Annotated in this window: 23 protein-coding genes; 12 read left to right on the forward strand and 11 right to left on the reverse strand. The window is 59.8% G+C overall.

Annotation, left to right across the window (positions count from 1 at the left end; genetic code table 11):
- The first annotated feature begins 24 nt into the window (after window positions 1-24).
- Window positions 25-1,176, forward strand: a complete 1,152-nt coding sequence (locus ACL9RI_RS00375; RefSeq protein WP_422724640.1) for a ribonucleotide-diphosphate reductase subunit beta — start codon at window positions 25-27, stop codon at window positions 1,174-1,176.
- 98 nt (window positions 1,177-1,274) lie between these two features.
- Here ACL9RI_RS00375 and ACL9RI_RS00380 read toward each other — a convergent pair whose 3' ends face one another.
- Window positions 1,275-2,051 carry an SDR family oxidoreductase gene (locus ACL9RI_RS00380; RefSeq protein WP_422724641.1) on the reverse strand — a complete coding sequence of 259 codons (777 nt, stop codon included), beginning with the start codon at window positions 2,049-2,051 and terminating at the stop codon, window positions 1,275-1,277.
- A gap of 217 nt (window positions 2,052-2,268) precedes the next feature.
- On the opposite strand from ACL9RI_RS00380, the gene ACL9RI_RS00385 reads away from it, so the two are divergent.
- Window positions 2,269-3,189, forward strand: coding sequence for a LysR family transcriptional regulator (locus tag ACL9RI_RS00385; protein ID WP_422724642.1), 921 nt, complete (start codon window positions 2,269-2,271; stop codon window positions 3,187-3,189).
- Between the two features lie 967 nt (window positions 3,190-4,156).
- Here the strand turns inward: ACL9RI_RS00385 and ACL9RI_RS00390 are convergent.
- On the reverse strand, window positions 4,157-4,360 hold the full coding sequence (locus ACL9RI_RS00390) for a hypothetical protein (RefSeq protein ID WP_422724643.1): 204 nt from the start codon (window positions 4,358-4,360) through the stop codon (window positions 4,157-4,159).
- Here ACL9RI_RS00390 and ACL9RI_RS00395 point away from each other — a divergent pair.
- Window positions 4,341-5,432, forward strand: a complete 1,092-nt coding sequence (locus ACL9RI_RS00395; RefSeq protein WP_422724644.1) for a transcriptional regulator — start codon at window positions 4,341-4,343, stop codon at window positions 5,430-5,432. The genes ACL9RI_RS00390 and ACL9RI_RS00395 overlap by 20 nt on opposite strands.
- 101 nt (window positions 5,433-5,533) lie before the next feature.
- A complete protein-coding gene (locus tag ACL9RI_RS00400; RefSeq protein ID WP_422725153.1) occupies window positions 5,534-6,046 on the forward strand; it encodes a YggT family protein in 513 nt (170 codons plus the stop codon).
- 69 nt (window positions 6,047-6,115) lie between these two features.
- On the opposite strand, the gene ACL9RI_RS00405 is transcribed toward ACL9RI_RS00400, so the two are convergent.
- The 8 genes from ACL9RI_RS00405 to ACL9RI_RS00440 all read right to left on the reverse strand — a co-directional run bounded on the left by ACL9RI_RS00405 (window position 6,116) and on the right by ACL9RI_RS00440 (window position 13,047).
- Window positions 6,116-7,054 (reverse strand): carbohydrate kinase family protein, encoded by a 939-nt coding sequence (locus ACL9RI_RS00405; RefSeq protein WP_422724645.1) that lies wholly within the window; start codon window positions 7,052-7,054, stop codon window positions 6,116-6,118.
- 11 nt (window positions 7,055-7,065) lie between these two features.
- Entirely contained in the window at window positions 7,066-8,283 is a 1,218-nt protein-coding gene (locus tag ACL9RI_RS00410) for a DUF3426 domain-containing protein (RefSeq protein ID WP_422724646.1), read from the reverse strand.
- 17 nt (window positions 8,284-8,300) lie between these two features.
- Window positions 8,301-9,242: a 50S ribosomal protein L11 methyltransferase gene (prmA, locus tag ACL9RI_RS00415; RefSeq protein WP_422724647.1), complete on the reverse strand. Its 942-nt coding sequence runs from the start codon at window positions 9,240-9,242 to the stop codon at window positions 8,301-8,303.
- Window positions 9,239-10,654, reverse strand: a complete 1,416-nt coding sequence (gene accC / locus ACL9RI_RS00420) for an acetyl-CoA carboxylase biotin carboxylase subunit (protein ID WP_183674943.1) — start codon at window positions 10,652-10,654, stop codon at window positions 9,239-9,241. Before accC ends, prmA begins: the two co-directional genes overlap by 4 nt.
- A gap of 104 nt (window positions 10,655-10,758) precedes the next feature.
- The gene (accB, locus tag ACL9RI_RS00425; protein ID WP_300752730.1) at window positions 10,759-11,223 is read right to left on the reverse strand and encodes an acetyl-CoA carboxylase biotin carboxyl carrier protein; all 465 of its coding nucleotides are present in this window, start codon (window positions 11,221-11,223) and stop codon (window positions 10,759-10,761) included.
- Between the two features lie 90 nt (window positions 11,224-11,313).
- Window positions 11,314-11,751: a type II 3-dehydroquinate dehydratase gene (gene aroQ, locus ACL9RI_RS00430; RefSeq protein WP_183674949.1), complete on the reverse strand. Its 438-nt coding sequence runs from the start codon at window positions 11,749-11,751 to the stop codon at window positions 11,314-11,316.
- Between the two features lie 82 nt (window positions 11,752-11,833).
- On the reverse strand, window positions 11,834-12,397 hold the full coding sequence (locus tag ACL9RI_RS00435) for a TlpA family protein disulfide reductase (protein ID WP_422724648.1): 564 nt from the start codon (window positions 12,395-12,397) through the stop codon (window positions 11,834-11,836).
- Window positions 12,398-12,420: 23 nt separating this feature from the next.
- Window positions 12,421-13,047: a hypothetical protein gene (locus ACL9RI_RS00440; RefSeq protein WP_422724649.1), complete on the reverse strand. Its 627-nt coding sequence runs from the start codon at window positions 13,045-13,047 to the stop codon at window positions 12,421-12,423.
- A 116-nt stretch (window positions 13,048-13,163) separates the two neighbouring features.
- Between ACL9RI_RS00440 and mpl the strand changes: the two genes are divergently transcribed.
- The 8 genes from mpl to corA all read left to right on the forward strand — a co-directional run bounded on the left by mpl (window position 13,164) and on the right by corA (window position 21,527).
- Window positions 13,164-14,540 (forward strand): UDP-N-acetylmuramate:L-alanyl-gamma-D-glutamyl-meso-diaminopimelate ligase, encoded by a 1,377-nt coding sequence (gene mpl, locus ACL9RI_RS00445; protein ID WP_422724650.1) that lies wholly within the window; start codon window positions 13,164-13,166, stop codon window positions 14,538-14,540.
- Window positions 14,537-15,130 carry a YqiA/YcfP family alpha/beta fold hydrolase gene (locus ACL9RI_RS00450; protein ID WP_422724651.1) on the forward strand — a complete coding sequence of 198 codons (594 nt, stop codon included), beginning with the start codon at window positions 14,537-14,539 and terminating at the stop codon, window positions 15,128-15,130. Before mpl ends, ACL9RI_RS00450 begins: the two co-directional genes overlap by 4 nt.
- Window positions 15,127-15,732, forward strand: a complete 606-nt coding sequence (locus ACL9RI_RS00455) for a chorismate--pyruvate lyase family protein (RefSeq protein WP_422724652.1) — start codon at window positions 15,127-15,129, stop codon at window positions 15,730-15,732. Before ACL9RI_RS00450 ends, ACL9RI_RS00455 begins: the two co-directional genes overlap by 4 nt.
- Before the next feature lie 2 nt (window positions 15,733-15,734).
- A complete protein-coding gene (locus ACL9RI_RS00460; RefSeq protein ID WP_422724653.1) occupies window positions 15,735-17,786 on the forward strand; it encodes a ribonuclease catalytic domain-containing protein in 2,052 nt (683 codons plus the stop codon).
- A 97-nt stretch (window positions 17,787-17,883) separates the two neighbouring features.
- A complete protein-coding gene (locus tag ACL9RI_RS00465; RefSeq protein WP_422724654.1) occupies window positions 17,884-18,768 on the forward strand; it encodes an energy transducer TonB family protein in 885 nt (294 codons plus the stop codon).
- 11 nt (window positions 18,769-18,779) lie between these two features.
- Window positions 18,780-19,625, forward strand: a complete 846-nt coding sequence (gene aroE / locus ACL9RI_RS00470; protein ID WP_422724655.1) for a shikimate dehydrogenase — start codon at window positions 18,780-18,782, stop codon at window positions 19,623-19,625.
- Entirely contained in the window at window positions 19,622-20,347 is a 726-nt protein-coding gene (gene mtgA / locus ACL9RI_RS00475; protein WP_422724656.1) for a monofunctional biosynthetic peptidoglycan transglycosylase, read from the forward strand. Before aroE ends, mtgA begins: the two co-directional genes overlap by 4 nt.
- 214 nt (window positions 20,348-20,561) lie before the next feature.
- The gene (gene corA / locus ACL9RI_RS00480) at window positions 20,562-21,527 is read left to right on the forward strand and encodes a magnesium/cobalt transporter CorA (RefSeq protein WP_183674976.1); all 966 of its coding nucleotides are present in this window, start codon (window positions 20,562-20,564) and stop codon (window positions 21,525-21,527) included.
- Between the two features lie 42 nt (window positions 21,528-21,569).
- Here the strand turns inward: corA and ACL9RI_RS00485 are convergent, their stop codons facing one another.
- Complete coding sequence (locus ACL9RI_RS00485; RefSeq protein ID WP_422724657.1) at window positions 21,570-22,055, reverse strand: nuclear transport factor 2 family protein; 486 nt, start codon at window positions 22,053-22,055, stop codon at window positions 21,570-21,572.
- Window positions 22,056-22,201: the final 146 nt, after the last annotated feature.

A 22,201-nucleotide genomic window follows, 5' to 3' on the forward strand; every position in this document is an offset into this window, starting at 1 on the left:
CCGGTAAATAAAGGAAGAATAATTATGTCGTTGTCATGGGATGATGAAGCCACGCCGGCCGCTGTGCCGCGTTCGGCGCAGCAAGCGCCACTGGGAAATACCGATTTGAACTTGCCGGCGGGCGGCGAGCCGTCCGAAGCGAATGCCGAACAAGTGGCGCGCCGCGTCAACGCAGATGACAAGCGCATCATCAATGGCAAGACCGATGTTAACCAGCTGGTGCCGTTCAAGTACAAATGGGCGTGGGATAAATACCTGGCCGGCTGCGCCAACCACTGGATGCCGCAGGAAGTGAACATGCAGCGCGATATCGAGCTGTGGAAGAACCCGAACGGCCTGACCGAGGATGAGCGCCGCCTGGTCAAGCGCAACCTGGGCTTTTTCGTGACGGCCGACTCGCTGGCCGCCAACAACATCGTGCTGGGCACCTATCGCCACATCACGGCCCCCGAGTGCCGCCAGTACCTGCTGCGCCAGGCGTTCGAGGAAGCGATCCACACGCACGCGTATCAATACATCGTTGAATCGCTGGGCCTGGACGAAGCGGAAATCTTCAACGCCTACAACGAAGTCAAGTCGATCCGTGACAAGGACGAGTTCCTGATCCCGTTCATCAACACCCTGACCGACCCGGCATTCACCACCGGCACGATTGAAAACGACCAGAAGCTGCTGAAATCCCTGATCGTCTTCGCCTGCCTGATGGAGGGGTTGTTCTTCTACGTCGGCTTCACCCAGATCCTGGCGCTGGGCCGCCAGAACAAGATGATGGGCGCGGCAGAACAGTACCAGTACATCCTGCGCGACGAATCGATGCACTGCAATTTCGGTATCGACCTGATCAACACCGTGAAAATGGAAAATCCACAGCTGTGGACGGCCGAATTCCGCGAAGAGATCAAGCAGCTGTTCCTGAAAGCCGTCGACCTGGAATACGCGTATGCCGAAGACACCATGCCACGCGGCGTGCTGGGCCTGAACGCACCGATGTTCAAGGGCTACCTGCGCTTCATCGCCAACCGCCGCGCGCAGCAGATCGGCATCGAGCCGCTGTTCGCCCAGGAAGAAAATCCCTTCCCATGGATGAGCGAAATGATCGACATGAAGAAAGAGCGTAACTTCTTCGAAACGCGCGTGACCGAGTACCAGACCGGTGGCGCGTTGAACTGGGAATAAGCAGATAGCTATATTCAATGCCAATCGAGTTAATGATTGGCAAAGCAAGGCCCCGCAGTTGCGGGGCCTTTTTTATTACGGCCTCATTGTGGCCTCAATTACACGGTCGGAATAGTGCCCCCATCGATCACATACTCGGCCCCATGGATCGACGCTGCGCGATCCGACGCCAGGAAGGCCACCAGTTCGGCCACTTCTTCCGGCTTGCCGGGGCGGCCGATGGGGATGCCGCCCAGGGTTTCCATCAGCTTGTCGCGGGCCGCGTCGTCGCTGATGCCGTCGTGTTCGGCCCAGCGCCGTATCATTGCGTGGGCTGCCGTGGTTTCGATAAAGCCTGGCGAGACGGTATTGATGCGGATGCCTTTGGGGCCGAATTCCTTCGACAAGCCCTTGCTGTAATTGCTCAGCGCTGCCTTGGCGGCGGCGTAGGCCAGGGTGGAATCGTACAAGGGCAGGCTGCGCTGGATCGATGAGATGTGAACGATCACGCCGTGGCGGCGCGCCACCATGGCCGGCAGCAGGGCGCGGTCGAGGCGCACGGCGGCCAGCAGGTTTTGATTGAGCGCTTCGTCCCAGGCGTCGTCGTCCAGGGCCAGCGCGCCACCGGCGCCGGCAGTCGAGCCGCCCACGTTATTGATCAGGATATCGATCCCGCCCAGGGCGGCCAGCGCCTCCCCGATGACCTTGTCCGTGCCTGCTCGCGTGCTGATGTCGGCCGCGATGAAATGCACGCCGGCGGGCAAGTCGCTGACGGCTGCACGCGCGGTGGTCGCGACGCGTGCGCCACGCTCCAGCATCAGTTTGAGGGTCGCGGCGCCCATGCCCCTGGTGCCACCCGTAATGAGCACGCGCTTGTCTTTGAAATCGGTATTCATGCGCTGACCTCCAGGGTGTGGATAGGTTTGTCGCTATCGTGATGGTGTGTGGTCCTGAGGTAGTCGTTAACGACCGCCGTAAGAGTGAACGACATGGTGTTTCCTTTTGTTTCAGAAGTAGGGAGTCCCCATCATAGGGTGCTAAATTCAAGAGAAAAAGTGCAATGTGGTAGATGGGCTTTAAACTTAAAGTTCATTATTTGTATATGATGGACGCATGAAAAATCACTCTCTGGATGGCATCCGTACCTTTCTGGCGGTCGCCGAACTCAAAAGTTTCAGTGCCGCCGCGCTGAGGCTGGGCGTGACGGCGACCGCTGCCAGCAAGGCCATCAAAGTGATGGAACGCCAGCATGGCGTGCTGCTGTTCAAGCGCAATACACGCCATGTCGGCTTCACCGAGGCGGGAGAAAGTTTGTACGCCAGCTTGTCGGGCGCCACCCGGCAGATAGATGATGCCTTCGCCGCGCTGGGCATGTTCCGCGACCGGCCGGTCGGCCATCTGCGGCTGACGGTGCCGCGCGCGCTGGGGGCGCTGGTCATGCGCGCCCTGATACCGCGTTTTCGCAGCAGTTATCCGGAGGTGACCATCGACTTGTCGCTCGACGATGGCGTGGTCGACCTGGTGGCGCAAGGGTATGACGCCGGCATCCGCCTGGGGCAATCGGTGCAGCAGGATATGGTGGCGGTGCGCCTGACCGGGGACTTGCGCTGGTCGGTGGTCGGGGCTCCTGCATACTTCGACCGTAAAGGACGGCCGTCGATACCGGAGGACCTGATGCATCATGAAACGCTGGGCTACCGCTTTCACACTTCCGGCAGCATGCATCACTGGCGCTTCGTGCGCGATGGAGAAGAGTTCCTGCTCGATGCCGGGGCACCGCTGGTGGTCAACGATACTACCTTGATCGCGGACTTCGCACGCTCGGGCCTGGGCCTGGCCTATCTGCCAGACGTGGAAATCGAACAGGACCTGAGTAGCGGCAGCCTGCTGCGTGTGCTGGAAAACTATGTGCCATCGAAGAGCGGATTGTTCCTCTATTTTCCTGCCCGTACCCAGAGCCAGCCCAAACTGCGCGCCTTCATCGACACTGCATTGGCGCTCTCGCAGCCGGCGCCTTCCGACAGCTTCCGCTAGCTGCCGCTATCATGATGATACAAGCCGATACCGGCCGGTGTGGACAGAGGGCGGCGATGACCGCGATCGGTCTGCCGGATATTTTTTCAGCGTGCGCCGCCGTCGATAGGCATCATTCTTCGTCTGCTTGCGTGTATCGTAAATGCCTGCCGCGTGGTCAACCAGGATGGCGCATGCTGCGTTTGAGTGCAGATTTTTTCCACACTGTGCATAGCCTGGTGCGTGATAAAGAGACGCGGGCTTGACCTTGTGGCGACTGTCGCCGATAGTGAAAAGAACAGCGATGCGATGCTGAAAAAAACCATGCGCTGAAACTGGAAAGCGCAGACATTTTTTGCGCCGCATCGCAGGCGCCGCAGCGTGATTTTTTCGATGAGAGGAGTGCTTGCATCGCGCGTCGAAAATATCGTTTCCGCGCATGCTGGAGACGGCATTTGCGGCGCGATCGTGCGATAGCGCGCGTATCGTGCAAAAAAGCCCGTGAAAACATGTCGTGCCGGTTGCGCAGCGACAAGGTTTTCGTGTACTTTATGAGATTGCGAATGCGAGCGTTAGAATGCGGGGTTTTTTAACCAGCGCGGTGACGATAAAACCTCGCTAATCAGGGATACAGATTTACACGGATATGCACAAAACCACACCGTTTTCGTCTGCCGCCGTGCCCGAATTTTTTCAGGCATGGCGGTTTTTTATTTGACGGATGGTGTTGTGGCGAGCGCGATGCGAGGAGCGTGAAACGCACGGCATCGAAAACGATATGACCGAATTCAGACTTTGCCACCAGCTGCGAGATCAAGCAGGGTGGCACCGACGATGGCTGAAGTGCTGCAAACGTGAGGAGTTGCAGCAGTTCAGCTGGTGCCGAATTCATTAGCGCAAACGACTGTTTGTGCCGATGAATAATTCGCCTGGCCTATCCCTGCGATGGGTTGGACGGGTTTAAATCTTGTAGCTTAAATTTCTCATCTCAGATGAAGGAGAGACAAATGGCAACAGCCGCTAAGAAATCAGAAGTAAAGAAACCAGCCGCCAAGGCTGCTCCTGCCGCGAAGAAGCCGGCAGCCGCAGCAAAAACGGTTGCCGCTAAACCAGCTGCCAAAGCCGCAGCAAAACCAGCAGCAAAACCGGCCGCTAAGCCAGCTGCCAAAGCCGTGGCAAAACCTGCCGCCAAGCCAGCAGCAAAAGCAGCAGCCAAGCCAGCAGCAAAAGCAGCAGCCAAGCCAGCAGCGAAAGCCGCTGTCAAAGCTGTCGCCAAGCCAGCGGCCAAGGCTGCAGCGAAACCTGCTGCCAAACCCGCCGTGAAAAAAGCGGTAGCAAAGCCGGCAGCTAAACCTGCAGCCAAGGCAGCGGCCAAACCGGTCGCCAAGGCTGCCGCCAAACCAGCAGCGAAAGCCGCAGCCAAACCTGCAGCAAAAGCTGTCGCCAAGCCAGCCGTGAAAAAAGCGGCGGCTAAACCTGCAGCCAAGCCTGCGGCCAAAGCAGCAGCCAAGCCAGCAGCGAAAGCAGCGACCAAGGTCGCCGCCAAGCCAGCAGCGAAAAAAGCCGCCGCCAAACCAGCCGCCAAGGCCGCCGCCAAGCCGGCAGCGAAAGCAGCAGCCAAGGTAGCAGCCAAGCCAGCGGCGAAAAAAGCCGTGGCGAAGCCAGCCGCCAAGGCCGCCGTCAAGCCAGCAGCGAAAGCAGCCGCCAAGCCGGTAGCGAAAGTAGCCGCCAAGCCAGCAGCGAAAAAAGCGGTCGCCAAGCCAGCCGCCAAGCCTGCAGCGAAAGCAGCCGCCAAGCCAGCAGCAAAAGCGGTAGCGAAACCTGCGGCGAAAGCAGCAGCCAAGCCAGCGGCCAAAGCGGCAGCGAAACCTGCGGCCAAGCCAGCAGTCAAAGCAGCAGCGAAACCTGCAGCGAAACCTGCAGCCAAGCCAGCGGCAAAAGTGGCAGCCAAGCCAGCAGCAAAAGTCGCAGCGAAACCTGTGGCCAAGCCAGCCGCCAAACCTGCAGCCAAGCCAGCGGCGAAAGTAGCAGCCAAGCCAGCAGCTGCCCCAGTGGCCGCCGCTGCCGCACCGGTAGCAGCTCCTGCAGCAGCGGCGCCAGCCGCCGCAGTGGCCAAGCCTGCCGCCAAGAAGGCCGCGCCTAAAAAAGCCGCGCCTAAAAAGGTAGAAGCTGCCAAGCCATCGGCGCCTATCGCACCTGTAGCAAAAACCGTGTTGGCTCCGGCTGCCGCCTGGCCATTCCCAACCAGCACCCGCCCATCGTAATTCGAGTCTTTCGGGTGCCTGGATGAGGCAACACGCCGCTGTGTGACGTAATCACACAGCGGTTTTTTTTTGGAGAATTATTCGTGCTCACTATCCTTACATTGATCGTTGATACCATTGCCACTCTGTTGGGCGGGGTTTTACTGCTGCGCTTCTGGATGCAGGCCGTGCGCGTGCGGCCACCCTCGTCGGTGGCCCAATTCACGTTTCAATTGTCCGACTGGCTGGTGCGCCCCTTGCGCCGCATCGTGCCTGGCGTGGGCGGATATGACTGGGCTAGCCTGATTGGCGCCTTTTTGATCGTCTTGCTGGCCACTTCGGTCTGGTTTATCGCCGGCCTCCCCTTCGAATTCGTGCTGCTGAAGGCCTTGCAGCGCTTCCTGCAATGGATCTTGTATGGTTTTATGGCCCTGCTGATCATCGAAGCCATCTTCAGCTGGGTGAATCCGCATGCGCCGCTGGCGCCGTTTGTGCGGGCCCTGAACGAGCCGCTGCTGCGTCCGCTGCGCCGTATCGTGCCGCTGGTGGGGAATCTGGATTTGTCGCTGCTGGTGGCGCTGATCCTGTTGCAGATCGCGCAAATTCTGGTGGGGATGATTTTCGGCGGGCGGTAAGACGAGTAAGTCTGCTTGCGTGGGGCCAGGCGCGCAGGACTTGGCGTCCCGGCCTGACCCCGGCATTACTTAATAGCGGTAGCCAAACGCCGCTTCAAACTGGTCGGCAATGCTGGCTGGCGTAAAGACATGGTTTTGCGCGCCTTGCGTGGCGATCTTGATGGCGCCCACCAGGCTGGCCAGGCGGCCGCTGGTTTCCCAGCCCAGGTCGTTGGTGATGCCGAACAGCAAGCCGGCACGGTAGGCGTCGCCGCAGCCGGTCGGGTCCAGCACTTCCTTGGCAGGCACGGCAGGAATGTCGATACGCCTGCCGCCGGTATAGATTTCAGACCCTTTTTCACCGCGCGTGACGATCAGCGCTTCCAGGCGACTGGCGATCTCTTCCAGGCTCAAGCCCGTGCGTTCGATCATCATTTCGATTTCATAATCGTTGGCCGAGACATAGGTGGCCTTGTTGATGAAGTCGATCAATTGCTCGCCATTGAAGCGTGGCAATTGTTGGCCCGGATCAAACATGAAGGGAATGCCCAGCTCGGCCAGGTCGGCGGCGTGCTTGAGCATGCCCTGGTCGCCGTCTGGCGAGATGATGGCGATCCTGGCGGGACCGGCATTGGCGATCGGGTTTTCATGCGCGAAGGACATGGCGCCTGGATGGAATGCATTGATCTGGTTATTGTCTGCATCGGCCGTGACGAAGCACTGCGCATTGTAGCTGTCGGCCTTGATCATGATGTTGGCGGTGGAAATGCCCAGCTTTTGCAGGCGCTCCAGGTAGGCGGCGCTGTCCTGGCCCATGACGCCGACGATGCGCGGGTCGCCGCCCAGCATTTTCAGGCTGTAGGCGATATTGCCCGAGCAGCCGCCGAACTCGGTGCGCATGGTGGGCACGAGGAAGGAAACATTGACTTTGTGCAGCTGGTCGGCCAGCAGGGATTCGCTGAAGCGGCCTGGGAATTGCATGATGGTGTCGGTGGCGAGGGAGCCGCAGATCAACGATGTTTTAGTCATGATAGTGTCTGTTAGGGGTAGAAGATGGCGATATGGTAGCCAGACGCCGTGAGCTGGTCTAAGGAAAAATACAGTTTGATGCTTTGTTCGGAACGCGCTGCAAAGCCCTTGGCCGGATCGGCGCCGGCTGGCAGATAATCGCGCGGTGCGATCACGCGGCGCACCACGGGCTTGTCATTGCCGTCATTGAGGCTCAGCTCGATGCTTGGCCAGGCTTGCACGTTGCGGCTCTGGTTGCGCAGCAGGGACACATAGGAAAACGTATTCGGCGCCAGGGTTTGCAATTCGCCTTGCTCGATGGACAGCGCTTCGATCTGCGCCGGTAAATCAACCTTGCAGCCGCTCAGCGAGCACACGGCGGCCAGCGCCGGCTTGAACTCGGGGAATTGCGCAGCCAGCGGATTGCGGAAGGTAGTCATGCCTTGCAGCAGCAGCAACAGCAACAGCACTACGCTGCCCGCGGCCATGGCCACGCGCATGGCCTTGCCGCTTTGCTCGCGCCGCCGTCCCTGGGTGACAAAAGCGGGCTCGTCGGCGGTGGTGTCGGCCGGCGCTACAGTCTCGAATACCGGTTCCTTGGGCTGCTGTAGCAGCGGCGCATGCTCGCCCAGGACAGGCTCCTGGCGCGCACTGGCGGCGGGAATAAAAATGGGTTCTGCTTCTGCTTCTGCTTCAGGCGCTTGGGCCGGTTCCGCTTCCATTGCGGGTTCCGGCTCCGCTGGGGGCGCTATGGCCTCGTCCGCCTCTACCTGCGGACGGCTGCTGCGCAAATACGTGGCAAAGGCGGGGGCTTCGTCAACCTGGCGGCGCTTGAAGGGCGCCATCGGCACGGGCAGGGGCTCGGGTTCGGGCGCGGCTTCGGCCTTGAGCTCGGCCACTGGCGCAGGCTGACTCACTGGCAGATCGTCGCCGATATCGAGATCGAGTTCGATCTTTTCAGCTTCATCCTCGATCTGCGCCGCGTCGGGCAAGATGCCGAACGGGTCGAACGACGTGTCGAAATCGAGAGAGTAGATGGGTTCCTCATGGACCACTGGCGCGGCAGGCGCCAGGAACGTTGGCGCAGAAGGTAAAAACGGCAATGCCGCCGCTGGATCGACCAGCGCGGCATTGCCGTCAAAGACTTCTTTGCATGTGCCACAGCGCACGATGCCCCCACGTAATTTCAACTGGTCAGCAGCGACCCGAAATATCGTGTTGCAGTGGGGGCATTTGGTGGCGAGGGCCATTGCTGTGCTGATTCACCTTATGCTGATGCGCGTGGCGCAGGGGCGGCGTCGGCGCCCAGGCGGCCGTGCAAGGCTACCCAGCCGTCTTGCTCAGCCCACACACCGAGCTGGATGAATGGTGCGTAAGCGGCCGCCACTTCTTCGGCCTGGCGTGCCAGCACGCCCGACAGGATCAGCGCGCCGCCTTCGGCCACACGGCCCGACAGCATGGGCGCCATCAGTTTCAATGGGCTGGACAGGATGTTGGCGACGACGATGTCGAAGCGTGCATCGGCATGGGCCGAGGTGGCAAACGTATCTGGCAAGAAATATTCGATCTCGCACTGGTTGCGTTCGGCATTGTCGCGCGCCGATTCAATGGCTTGCGGGTCGATATCGACGCCAGCCACCGTTTGCGCGCCCAGTTTCTTGGCCACCATGGCCAGGATGCCGGAGCCGCAACCGTAGTCGAGCACGGTCTTGCCGGGCGCTGGGTTTGCTTCCAGCCATTCCATGCACAGGCGCGTGGTCGGGTGGCTACCCGTGCCGAACGCCAGGCCAGGGTCCAGTTCCAGGATCAGGCCGTCAGGATCCGGCGCTTCGTGCCAGCTGGGCACGACCCAGATATTCTTGCCGATGTGGATGGGGGCAAATTGCGACTGGGTCAAGCGCACCCAGTCCTGCTCTTCCACCGCGCGCACGGTAAAGGCCGGCGCAACGGCCTGGCCGATGGCGGCCGATGCGGCGGCCACGATGGCAGCCTGGTCGGCGTCGACGTCGGTCAGGGCCACCACGCGGCTGCGTTCCCACGCCGCTTCCTTCGGTTCCATGCCCGGTTCGCCGAACAGGGGCTGTTCGGCATCCGTGCCTTCATCGGCATCTTCCACCGACACCGACAGGGCGCCCGCTTCCATCAAGGCGTCGGACATGGCCTCGGCGTTGTCGCGGGCAATTTCGATGACGATTTCAGTCCAGCTCATGCGTCAGCCTTGATTTCAGATTTCTTGGCAATGCTCGGCGCGCCACTGTTCAGGTTCTTGCCCAGGTCCGGCATGTCGGCCAGCTTCTGTTCCAGATAGTGAATATTGGTGCCGCCTTCGATGAAGCGGGCGTCGATCATCAATTCGCGGTGCAGGGCGATATTGGTGCTGATGCCTTCGACCACCATTTCGGACAGGGCGATCTGCATGCGGCGGATCGCTTGTTCGCGCGTGGCGCCGTAAGCGATCACTTTGCCGATCATCGAGTCGTAGTGGGGCGGGACATAGTAGCCGGCGTACGCGTGCGAGTCGACGCGGATGCCAGGACCGCCTGGCGTATGCCACGACACGATCTTGCCTGGCGACGGCGTAAATTTGAACGGATCTTCCGCATTGATGCGGCACTCGACGGCGTGGCCGGACAGCAGCACGTCGCGTTGACGGTAGCGCAGTTTTTCGCCAGCGGCGATGCGGATCTGCTCCTGCACGATGTCGATGCCGGTGATCATTTCGGTGACCGGATGTTCCACTTGCACACGGGTATTCATTTCAATGAAATAGAACTCGCCGTTTTCGTACAGGAATTCAAACGTGCCGGCGCCGCGGTAGCCGATCTTGCGGCAAGCTTCGGCGCAACGGTCGCCGATTTTTTCGATCAGCTTGCGCGGGATGCCCGGCGCTGGCGCTTCTTCGATCACTTTCTGGTGGCGGCGCTGCATCGAGCAGTCGCGTTCGCCCAGCCAGACGGCGTTCTTGTGTTCGTCGGCGAGGATCTGGATTTCCACGTGGCGTGGATTTTCCAGGTACTTCTCCATATACACTTCCGGGTTGCCGAAAGCGGTACCGGCTTCCGTCTTGGTCATCGCCACGGCGTTGATCAGGGCAGCTTCCGTGTGCACCACGCGCATGCCGCGGCCACCGCCGCCGCCGGCAGCCTTGATGATGACCGGGTAGCCGATCTTGCGGGCAATTTGCACGATCGCTTTCGGATCGTCCGGCAAAGCGCCTTCCGAGCCGGGTACGCAGGGTACGCCAGCCTTGATCATGGTTTGCTTGGCCGATACTTTATCGCCCATCAAGCGGATCGATTCGGAGCGCGGGCCGATGAAGACGAAGCCCGATTTCTCGACGCGTTCGGCAAAGTCGGCGTTTTCCGACAGGAAACCATAGCCAGGGTGGATCGCTTGTGCATCCGTCACTTCAGCGGCGCTGATGATGGCCGGCATGTTCAGGTAGCTCAGGGTCGATGGTGCCGGCCCGATACAAACGGATTCGTCGGCCAGCTTGACGTATTTGGCGTCCTTGTCGGCTTCGGAGTGGACTACAACCGTTTTGATGCCCATTTCGCGGCAGGCGCGCTGAATACGGAGGGCAATTTCACCACGGTTGGCAATCAGGATTTTTTCAAACATGGTAGGTTCGCGTATGTCTGTGAGAGCCGGGCTAGCCGGCGAAACAACAAGTATGAGGGGCTAAAACTGCAAACGGCCGTTGCCGGCCGTGTGGACAGTGGCTTTTAGCCGATCACAAACAGGGGTTGACCGAATTCGACCGGCTGGCCGTTTTCAACCAGGATCTGGGTCACGACACCGGCTTTATCCGAGTCGATTTCATTGAGCAGCTTCATCGCTTCGATGATGCACAGGGTATCACCTTCCTTGACGGTGGAGCCAACTTCAACGAACGCAGCGCTGCCAGGAGCGGAGGAACGGTAGAAGGTGCCAACCATCGGCGACTTGACGATATGGCCGGTCGGCTCGGCGGCAACGACCACGGCAGCGGCGGCCGGTGCGGCGGCGGCTGGCGCTGCAGGGGCGTATTGGGCTTGCATGCCTTGCGGCTGCATCATGACCATCTGGTTTTGCGGCATGGCCGACGATTTGACGATGCGTACCTTGCTTTCGCCTTCGGTAACTTCCAGCTCTGCGATGTCCGATTCGGCGACCAGGTCGATCAAGGTCTTGAGTTTTCGTAGATCCATGTAAAACCCCTAGGAATGTAGTTTGTTTTATGAGTGATGCGGTGATGTCGAGAGGCTATCGCCGCGCTAAATGCATGCAGATCGCGTAGATTAACGTGTTTTAAGCGCAAAGTCGATGGCAAACCGATATCCGTCGATACCCAGGCCGCAGATCGTCCCCTGCGCGATCGCGCTGAGAAAAGAGTGATGACGAAACGTTTCGCGTTGATAAATATTCGAGATATGGACTTCCACAAACGGGATGGCGACCCCGGCCAGCGCATCGCGCAAGGCGACGCTGGTATGGGTCAATCCACCCGGATTGATGACGATGGCGTCGATCCCTTCCGCTCGCGCAGCATGGATGCGATCGATCAGCGCGCCTTCATGGTTGCTCTGAAAGCAGACCAGGTCGGCGCCGGCCGCCATGGCTTGCGCCATTGCTGCCTGCTCGATATCGGCCAAGGTGCTGGCGCCGTAGACCTCAGGCTCCCGCGTCCCCAATAAATTCAGGTTGGGGCCGTTGAGCAGAAGGAGGTTTTTTGCCATGTAAGGAAGACCGTTTTAGCGAAAGTTCCGCATTTTGCCGCCAAAGATACGCATTGGCAAGAGAAAAAAGCACGCTCCAAATTTACAAATTGGCTAGATCAGCACGCAACTGATCAAATTTCAAGCGGCCCAGATAGGTCTTCTTCACCTGGCCATCGGCGCCGATCAGCACCGTAAAGGGCAGGCCGCCCGTGGTGTTGCCAAAATGACGCGACAAATCGGTGCCGCTCATGCCCGAGACATACACTGGGTAGGCAATCTTGAACTTGCTGGCAAAGGTGGCGATATTGCTGGCCGAATCGATGCCGATACCGATGATTTGCAGGTTCTTGCCGGCGTGTTCGCCTTGCAGTTCCGACAATTCCGGCATTTCTTGCACGCACGGCGGGCACCACGGCGCCCAGAAGTTCACCAGCAAATTCTTGCCTTTCCACTGCGCCAGCGCTTGCGTGGCGCCAGCCGCGTCGGGCAAGGACAGCGCATACAGTTCGTTCACGGGGCCAGCGCTTGCCGCTGCCGCCTCGGGCGCGACGGTGGTGGTGACGGGATCGGCGTGCTCTTTGCTCTTGTTGACGCCGACATAAGCGCCCACGGCGCCAAACAGCAGGGCCACGATGGTGTAGGCGATCAGATTCTTTTTGGTCATAATTGTTTAATATATACGTTTGTTTATTCGGTCGCTGTTGCGGCGCTGGCCAGCAGGCTGCGCAGGCCGGCGATATCGGTGCGCAAAACCTTGCCGTCGGCCCGCGCCTTCAAGGCGCCGCGCCGGTCGTCGATCTCGTACAGGGCTGCGTGCACGCCTTCATTTTTCCACAGAAAGCTGGCCGTCTCGACCGCATCATACCGCGCTCCCTTGAAGTGCGGGCTTTCCGACATGTCGAGCAGCACATTTTTATTGAGCAGGAAGATGTGGATATCCTTGGCGCTCTCGGCAAACAGTTGCAAATAGATCTCGTCGTGCGGTCCGGCCGTGCCATTGAGCACCGCGCCGCTGAGCAAGGGCTGGAATTGTTCCAGCGCTTCCATCACTTGCAGGGCAATCGTGCGCAGCTGGAACAGGCGCGCCGGCTGGCTGTCGGCCAGGAACAGGGCATTGTATTGCCGTAGCTGTTCCTCGATCAGTTCATCATCGGGCAGCAGATTGGGGCGCCCTTGTTGCTCGCCCAGGATTTGCCGCGCCGCCTTGCGCTTGGCGCTGCCGTAGTCGGCGCCATCCTGCGCCACCAGGCGCGCGGCAGCGGCGGCGATTTCCAGGCGCAGCTGGGCGCTATCGTCAAATGCATCGTTCATCATGAACGAGATCATACTCTGAAGCGGTAAAAGTCATGGTGTCGGGTAAAATCCCATAGTTCATTCTTTTACTTTGCGCCAACGACGCGCTTATTACACGCTAACCAAGCACTGATTACATGCATATTCATATCCTCGGCATTTGCGGTACCTTCATGGGCGGCCTGGCTGTCCTGGCCAAGGAAGCCGGCCATAAAGTCACTGGCTGCGATGCCAACGTTTATCCACCGATGAGCACCCAGCTGGAAGCGCAGGGCATCGAATTGATCCAGGGTTTCGACCCGGAACAGACCAAATTGAATCCGGATCTGTATGTGATCGGTAACGTGGTGTCGCGCGGCAATCCGCTGGTCGAGGAAATCCTGAACCGCAGCTTGCCCTATGTTTCCGGCCCGCAATGGATGGGGGAACATATATTACGCAACAAGTGGGTGCTGGCCGTGGCCGGCACGCATGGCAAGACCACTACCTCGGCCATGCTGGCGTGGATACTGGAAGACGCCGGTTATGCACCGGGCTTTCTGATCGGCGGCGTGCCGATGAATTTCGGCATTTCCGCCCGCCTCAGCGGCAAGATCGATGGCAAGCGCGCCGATTCGGACTTCTTCGTCATCGAAGCGGATGAATACGATACGGCCTTCTTCGACAAGCGCAGCAAGTTCGTGCATTACCACGCGAAGACGGCCGTCATGAATAACCTGGAATATGATCACGCCGACATCTTCCCCGATCTGCATGCGATCGAAACGCAATTCCACCACCTGGTGCGCACCGTGCCGGGCATTGGCCGCCTGATCGTCAATGGCGATGAAGTGTCCTTGCAGCGCGTGCTGGCGCGCGGCTGCTGGAGCGAGAAGGAAAGTTTCGGCCAGGATGCCAACTGGCAAATGCAAGAGGAAGCCGACGGCAGCTTCGATGTGTATTTCAATGGCAAGAAGGAAGGCCATGTGGCCTGGGCGCTCACAGGCAAGCATAACCGCAGCAATGCACTGGCCGCGATTGCCGCCGCGCGCCATGTCGGCGTGCCGGTTTCCCAGGCGTGCGCCTCGCTGGCCAGCTTCGAGAGCGTCAAGCGCCGCATGGAAGTGCGCGGCACCGTCAATGGCATCACCGTCTACGATGACTTTGCCCACCACCCGACGGCGATTGCCACCACCGTGGGCGGCTTGCGCCAAAAGATCAGCACCACGGCCCGCATCCTGGCTGTGCTGGAACCGCGCTCGAACACCATGAAGCTGGGCGCCATGAAGGATGCCTTGCCTGGCAGCCTGAAAGACGCCGACCTGGTCTTCGGTTTCGGCAGCCAGAAAGCACTGGGCTGGAGCCTGGGCGACGCACTGGCGCCGCTGGGCAATATCGCCAGCGCCTATGACGACATCGATGCGCTGGTGGCGGCCGTGGCCGCCGCCGCCCGTCCCGGCGACCAGATCGTCGTCATGAGCAATGGCGGTTTTGGCGGCGTGCACCAGAAATTGCTGGAGGCCCTGGCCCGATGATTTTGTACCTGCATGGTTTTCGTTCGTCGCCGCTGTCGATGAAGTCGCGCCTGCTGGCGGCGCAAATGCAGGCCCTGGGACGCGCCAACGAATGGCTGTGCCCGCAACTGCCCGCCTCGCCGAAACTGGCGATTGAACTGGCGCTTGAACTGGTGAACAAGGTGGCGCCAGAAGACCTGACCATCATCGGTTCATCGCTGGGCGGTTATTATGCTACCTGGCTGGCGGAACAGCTGGGTTGCCGTGCGGTACTGCTGAACCCTGCCATCGTGCCCTTGATCGACCTGGAACAGCATGTGGGCGTGACGACCGAGTTCCATTCGGATAAGCCGTTCGAGTTCAAGCGCGAATATATCGACGAGTTGCGTGACTTTGCCGTGGCGAAAATTACTCAGCCGCAACGTTACTTCCTGATTGCCGCCACCGGCGACGAAGTGCTCGATTACCGCGACATGCTGGCCCATTATCAGGGCGCGCAGCAGACGGTGATCGCCGGCAGCGACCATGGCATCAGCGAGTTTGCCGATTACCTGGCGCCCGTGCTGGCGTTTTGCGGCATGGCGCCTGACGCTGAAAGCAAGCGCCAGTGAGGCCCGGTTCACTGCGCCAGGCGCAATGGCACCGGCATGTGAATGCCGTCAATGCGCCGCCGGCCTTGCGCCAGTGGCTGCTGAGCCCGGGTTCCCTGACGGCCAAGCTGAAAGCGCATAGCAACACGTTCCGCGTGCAGTGTTTGCATCAGGAAACGTCACGCTGTTTGACGGACGAAGCGGCCAGCATCGGCTTGCACCGCGCGGGGCGCGTGTGGGAGCGCGAAGTGCTGTTGCGCTGCGATGGCCGGCCGGCCGTATTTGGCCATACGGTCGTGCCCATGCAGGCGACGGCCACCGATTGGCCCTTGTTTTCCGCGCTGGGCGAGCGCTCGCTGGGCACCACCCTGTTTGGCGACCGCATGGTGCGGCGGGGCCCGCTGGAATTTGCCCGCTTGCGTACCAGCCACCCGCTGGTGCAGCGCGTGCAGGCAGCGCTGGCCCAGGAAGGATGCAGCATCGCTGGCCAGGCCTTTATCTTTGCGCGGCGCTGCCTGTATCAGCGCCACCAGGGATTGCTGCTGGTCACGGAACTTTTTTTGCCGGCAGTGCTGGAGCTGACTCGTACTGTTGCAACCGAAACATTAATAAACAAAGCATAACAATGAATCTATTTTTTGAAGAATCCGGCGATTTCAAGGTAGGCACCGTCCTGTCGCAAGCGGGCGAGGCGTATCAGGTGGAGATGGCCAGCGGCAAGCGCACCAAGGTAAAAACCAAGGATGTGCTGCTGCAATATGAAAAACCGGCGCCTGCCGAGTTGCTGGAGCAGGCGAAAAGCATTGCCGCCGATATCGACCTCGACTTCCTGTGGGAAGTGGCCGGCGAAGAAGAGTTTGGTTTTGCTGAACTGGGCGCCGAATATTTCGGCCATGCTCCCTTGCCAGCGGAAGCGGCCGGCCTGGTGCTGAGCCTGCATTCGGCCCCCGTGTATTTCTACAAGAAGGGCCGTGGCCGCTACAAGGCGGCGCCGGAAGCATCGCTGAAGGCCGCTTTGGCCGGTATCGAAAAGAAAAAACAGCAGGCGCTGGTGCAGGCAGGCTATGTGGAAGAGCTCAAGCAAAACCGCTTGCCGGCCTCCATGCAGCCTATGGTGCTGCAATTGCTGTTCAAACCGGACAAGAATACGGTGGAATACAAGGCGCTGGAAGCGGCCTGCACGGAATTGCACACCACGCCGCCGCGTTTGATGCTGGCCGTGGGCGGTGTCGCCAAGCCGAAAGATTTACATCTGTCCAAGTTCCTGTTCGAGAACTTTCCCAAGGGTGCCGGTTTCCCGGCCGTGCCTGTGCCTGCCGTGACCAACAAGTTGCCGCTGGCCGCAGTAGCTGCGTTTTCCATCGATGACGTCACCACCACCGAGATCGACGACGCCTTCTCGGTGCAGCCTTTGCCTGACGGTAAAGTCAAAGTGGGTATCCACATTGCCGCGCCTGGCCTGGGCATCCGTCCGGACGATGTGATCGACAAGATGGCGCGCCAGCGCATGTCCACCGTCTATATGCCGGGCGACAAGATCACCATGCTGCCGGACGAAGTCGTCAATGCCTTCACCCTGGCCGAAGGCACGACCTGCCCGGCCCTGTCGCTGTACGCCACCTTGGATCCGCAAGCGGAATGGGCGGTAGTGAGCACGGAAACGCGCGCCGAACTGGTGCCGATCGCCAGCAATCTGCGTCATAACCAGCTGGATGACCTGGTCAACGAGGAAACCCTGGCCAGCGGCGAGGGCGAGTATCCGCACAAGGCCGATTTTGCGGTGCTGTGGCAATGGGCGCAGCAGCTGGAACAGGGCCGCATGAAGAAACGCGAAGCGTTCGGCCTGAAGCCGGAGCAAAATAACCGGGTCGATTTTAATTTCTATGTGGAAAACGATATCGTCACCGTGGCGCGCCGCAAGCGTGGCGCGCCGCTGGACAAGATCGTTGCCGAACTGATGATTTTTGCCAACAGCACCTGGGGCAAGATGCTGCACGACCATGGCGTGCCGGGCATCTACCGCAGCCAGGGTGGCGGCAGTGGCAATAGCTGGGCGGCAAAGATGCAGGTACGCATGGTGACGCACGCCGCGCCCCATCAAGGCCTGGGCGTGGATCAATATGCGTGGAGTACCTCCCCGCTGCGCCGTTATACGGACCTGGTCAACCAGTGGCAAATCCTGGCCTGTGCCGAGCATGGCGTGACGGCGCCGCTGGTGGCCCCGTTCAAGCCGCGCGATGCGAACCTGTTCGCCATCGTTTCCGCATTTGACGCCGCCTATTCCGCCTATGGCGATTTCCAGTCGAATATGGAACGCTACTGGTGCTTGCGCTGGCTGGCCCAGGAAGAGGCGCGCCAGGTCGACGCCGTGGTGCTCAAGGACGAAATCCTGCGCCTGGTCGATATTCCGCTGGTCATCAAGCTGCCGGGCATGCCTTCCGTTGCCCGTGGCGCCCAGGTAAAACTGGACTTGCTGCGCTGGGATGAGGTGGACTTGACGATCGAAGCGCGCCTGCTGGAAATTGCCGCCGTGCCGGAGGGGACTGCCGAGACCGAACCTGAGTATGAGGAAGAGGCCGAAGAGCAGGCAGACGCCGGCGATAGCGCTGCTGAAGCAGCGTCTGACACGGCGGAACTGGCTGGCGACGAAGTGGCCGGCGAACCCGAGGTGAAATAAAAACCGGGGGCCGGGTGCGCAGAGGGCAATCCCGGTCCCGGTTTGTCGTAGAATTCAGCCATTCCTGTGATGTAATGAAATCAATGCTGGGTTGCGCGTGAAGTCTTTCCGAGAGAACCGATTCCTGATCATTGCCGTGGCGGCATCCCTGCTGGCGCACGGCGCCTTGCTGGCGATGCGCTTTGTCGCTCCCGTGCCGCAATCGGTGGTGGCGGCCGATCCGGGCCTGGAAGTGATCCTGGTCAACGCCAAGCATGAAGCCAAGCCCCTGAAAGCCGAGGCATTGGCGCAAGCGAACCTGGACGGTGGCGGCCAGGCCGACAAGGGCCGCAGCAAGTCTCCCTTGCCCGACATGCGCAAGGTGGAAGAGGGCGACAGCGTGCAAGCGAGCGCGCGGCGCATCGCCGAGCTGGAACAGCAGCAAAAGGAATTGCTGACGCAAGCCAATAAAAGCACCTTCAGTGCGCCACCGATCACGGAAAAAGACAAGCTCAACCCCCTGGCGTCCGGTTCCGATCTGCTGGAAAGCAGCAAGGCCATCGCCCGCATGGCGGCCGAGATCAGCCAGACGGTGGAAGAGCAGAACAAGCGTCCGCGCAAGACGTTCATTACGCCCAGCACGCAGGAAGTCGGCTATGCCATGTATTACAAGACCCTGCAAAAGCGTATCGAGGACATCGGCACCTTGAACTTCCCGCAAAAAAATGGCCGCAAGATGTATGGCGAACTGGTCGTCTACATCCCGATCTTCCAGGACGGTACGATTTACCAGAAAGATGGCGGCGCCCGCGTCGAACGCAGCTCCGGTAATCCCGCCCTCGACGCCGCCGCCTTGAGCATCGTGCGCCGCGCGGCCCCGTTTGGACGCTTTCCGCCGAATATGCTGTCGAGCGACAAGGACGACCTGTGGGTCGTCATCACCCGATTCAAATTTACCCGCGAAGAAAAAATGGAAGCTAATCTGACTGGCGGCAACAATTGAACGCAAACGAATTGAACGCAAATAATATTAAGCAAGCCGATCAATATTGTGTCTTCGGCAATCCCATCGCCCATAGCAAGTCGCCACTGATCCACGCCGCCTTTGCGCTGCAGACGGGCGAGTCCATCGTGTATGAACGCCGGCTGGCGCCGCTCGACGGTTTTGCCTTGGCGGCCCATACCTTTGCTGCCGAAGGGGGCCGGGGTGCGAATGTGACGGTGCCGTTCAAGCTCGATGCTTGCGCGCTGGCAACGGAGCTGACGCCGCGCGCGCAGGCGGCGGGCGCCGTCAATACCCTGCGTTTCGATGGCGCAACCATTCTCGGTGACAACACCGATGGCGCCGGCCTGGTGGCCGATATCGTGCGCAATGCGGGAGTGTCCATCGCCGGCAAGCGCCTGCTGCTGCTGGGGGCGGGCGGCGCGGCGCGTGGCGTGGTGCTGCCCTTGCTGGAACAGGGTCCGCAGGAAATTTTTATTGCCAACCGCACCGTGGCCACAGCCGAAGCGCTGGTGCAACAGTTTGCCGATGCCTTGGCGCATCCGGGCCAGTTGCGCGCAGGCGGCTTCACGGAACCCGATGGTGTGTTCGATATCGTCATCAATGCCACCTCGGCCAGCTTGGCCGGCGACTTGCCGCCCGTGCCAACGAGCATCTTCGGCAGCCAGACCCTGGCGCTGGACATGATGTATGGCCCGGCACCGACCGTCTTCATGGACTTTGCCGCCCAGCATGGCGCGCAGGTGCGCGATGGCCTGGGCATGCTGGTGGAACAGGCGGCCGAAGCGTTTTATGTGTGGCGCGGCGTGCGTCCGCAGACGGCAGCCTTGCTGGCCCAGTTGCGGGGCGCACTGTGAACGCCAGACGCAAGGGAGCGGCCCGCCCGGCCAGCCGCACAAGCTGGATCAAATGGCTGTTGATCGTGCCGGTACTGGCGTTTATCGTGGTGCAGTTGTATTTCTTCCTGCAAATCTGGTGGTGGATCGATCACAATCCGGGCAGCACGTCCTTCATGCGCGAGCAATTGTCGAGTTTGCAGGAAAAGAACCCGAACGCGACGCTCAAGCAAACCTGGGTACCGTATAACCGCATCTCGAATAACCTCAAGCGCGCCATCATCGCGTCGGAAGACGCGAATTTTTCCGAGCATGACGGGGTCGACTGGGATGCCTTGCAAAAGGCGTATGAAAAAAACAGCAAGAAACAAAAGGTGGTGGCAGGCGGTTCCACCATCACCCAGCAACTGGCCAAGAATCTGTTCCTGTCCGGTTCGCGCAGCTATGTGCGCAAGGGCCAGGAACTGATCATTACGTATATGCTGGAAAGCTTGCTGGACAAGCAGCGCATCTTTGAAATCTATCTGAACGTGGTGGAGTTTGGCACCGGCATCTTTGGCGCCGAAGCGGCCTCCCAGCATTATTACAGGGTCAGCGCCGCCAGCCTGAATGCGAGCCAGGCCGCCAAGCTGGCCGTGATGCTGCCCAATCCCCGCTTTTATGACCGCCACCGCGATACCGGTTATTTGACCCGGCGCACCGGCGTGATCCTGCGCCGCATGGGGGCGGCGGAACTGCCTTGAACGCTGGTGGTGTTGAATCATTAAGCATTATTAAATGACATTGTTGCGGTGCAACACCTTCCAGGCTGTTGCACTGTGATAGTGCACTTTTTAGCCAAAAAAGCACCGTTCAGGGGTGGCCGTGAAAAGGGCTTGCGGGTACACTTGCGCTGTTTTGATTTTTGGCGCCAGCGCCAGCATCTATCGATAACCCAACATCCGGCTGAGAGCGCGCATGATCAATGTCTTTATATTACAGAATGGCCGGCTCAACCAGGTGCCGATTGACAGCCGCGCAGACCTCGAAAACGCCGAACCCGTCTGGGTCGACCTGACCGATCCCAGCGATGATGAACGGGCCTGGGTCAAGGCCATCTACAACGTCACCTTGCCGGGCGAAGACGAAGTCAAGGATATCGAAGCATCGGCCCGTTATTACGAAGCGGAAAACGGCGACTTGCATTTGCGCACGGATTTCTTGCGCGAAGAAGACGACGGCCCGTCGCGCGTGATCACGGTCGCCTTTATCCTTGCCCGCAAGATCCTGTTTTCCATGCATACGGACGACTTGCCCGTGTTCCGCCTGGTGCGCATGCGCGCCCGTTCGCGGCCCGGTTCGATCGCCGACTACATGGATGTGCTGCTGGACCTGTACGCCACCGATGCCGAATATTCGGCCGACGTGCTTGAAGGCATCTACCAGAACCTGGAAGAAGTCAGCACGCGCGTGCTGCAAAAGGAATTTACCGATGCGCACGCGGCCGAAGCGCTGAATGCAATTGCCCATGAGGAAGATTTGAATGGCCGTATCCGCCGCAACATGATGGATACGCGCCGTGCCGTCAGTTTTTTGATGCGTGGCCGCTTGCTCAATGGCGATCAATTCGAGGAAGCGCGCCAGATTTTGCGCGATATCGAATCCTTGGATGGTCACACATCTTTCCTGTTCGACAAAATCAACTTCCTGATGGACGCCACTGTCGGCTTTATTAACATCAACCAGAACAAGATCATCAAGATCTTTTCGGTGGCCAGCGTGGCTTTCCTGCCACCCACCCTGATCGCCAGCGTGTACGGCATGAACTTCAAGCTGATGCCCGAGCTGGAATGGACTTTCGGCTACCCGTGGGCCTGGGGCTTGATGATCAGCAGCGCCATCGCGCCGTTCCTGTACTTCCGCCACCGGGGCTGGTTGAAATAGTGAGAGAAAAAACGGGCCATGCAGGCCCGTTTTGTTTACTGGCTATGGCGCCGGTCGCTTCGGTGCAATACCTGAATAATGCGCCGACAGCAGTTTCCACGCGTCCCCCTCTTTTTTTGCCACATAGCTGGCGCGCAGCGCTACCGGACGCTGCTGGCCGCCGGCCGTGATCGTCATGGACAGTTTGACGATTGCTACCGCCGTGTCGCCTGACACGCGCACCAGCGGTTCTTCCACCGTGATGACAGGTGCGGCAGTCTTTTTGTCGGCGGCATAAAAGGCCAGTACTTTCTCGCGCGTATCGACGTCGCCCAGTGGCGAGACTTCTACATAATTGTCTGCCGTCAAGGCGGTCAGGGCAGGGACGTTAAAATCTGCCTGCGCTTTCACATGCTGCCGGACCAGGCTGATTAATGCGGCATCCTCGTCTGCCGCCAGCACGGTAGCAGGCGCAGCCAGAGTAAAGGCAAGCGCGGCAATCGCGGAAATCAGGGATAATCGGCCTTGCAGAGAACGGTAGCTTGTCATGGTATCGATCCGGTTGGGCCTGATGCTAGCGATCAGGGTCAAGATAGTATCGCATTGAAATTTATCAAAAAGCAACAATCTCGTTATTACCATCGCAAGCCACCACAAAGTATCGAAACCTGGCCGGCCAGGCGTGGCGCAGCGCT

It is taken from the genome of Janthinobacterium sp. Mn2066 (genome assembly GCF_049319705.1).
Classification (GTDB): Bacteria; Pseudomonadota; Gammaproteobacteria; order Burkholderiales; family Burkholderiaceae_D; genus Janthinobacterium.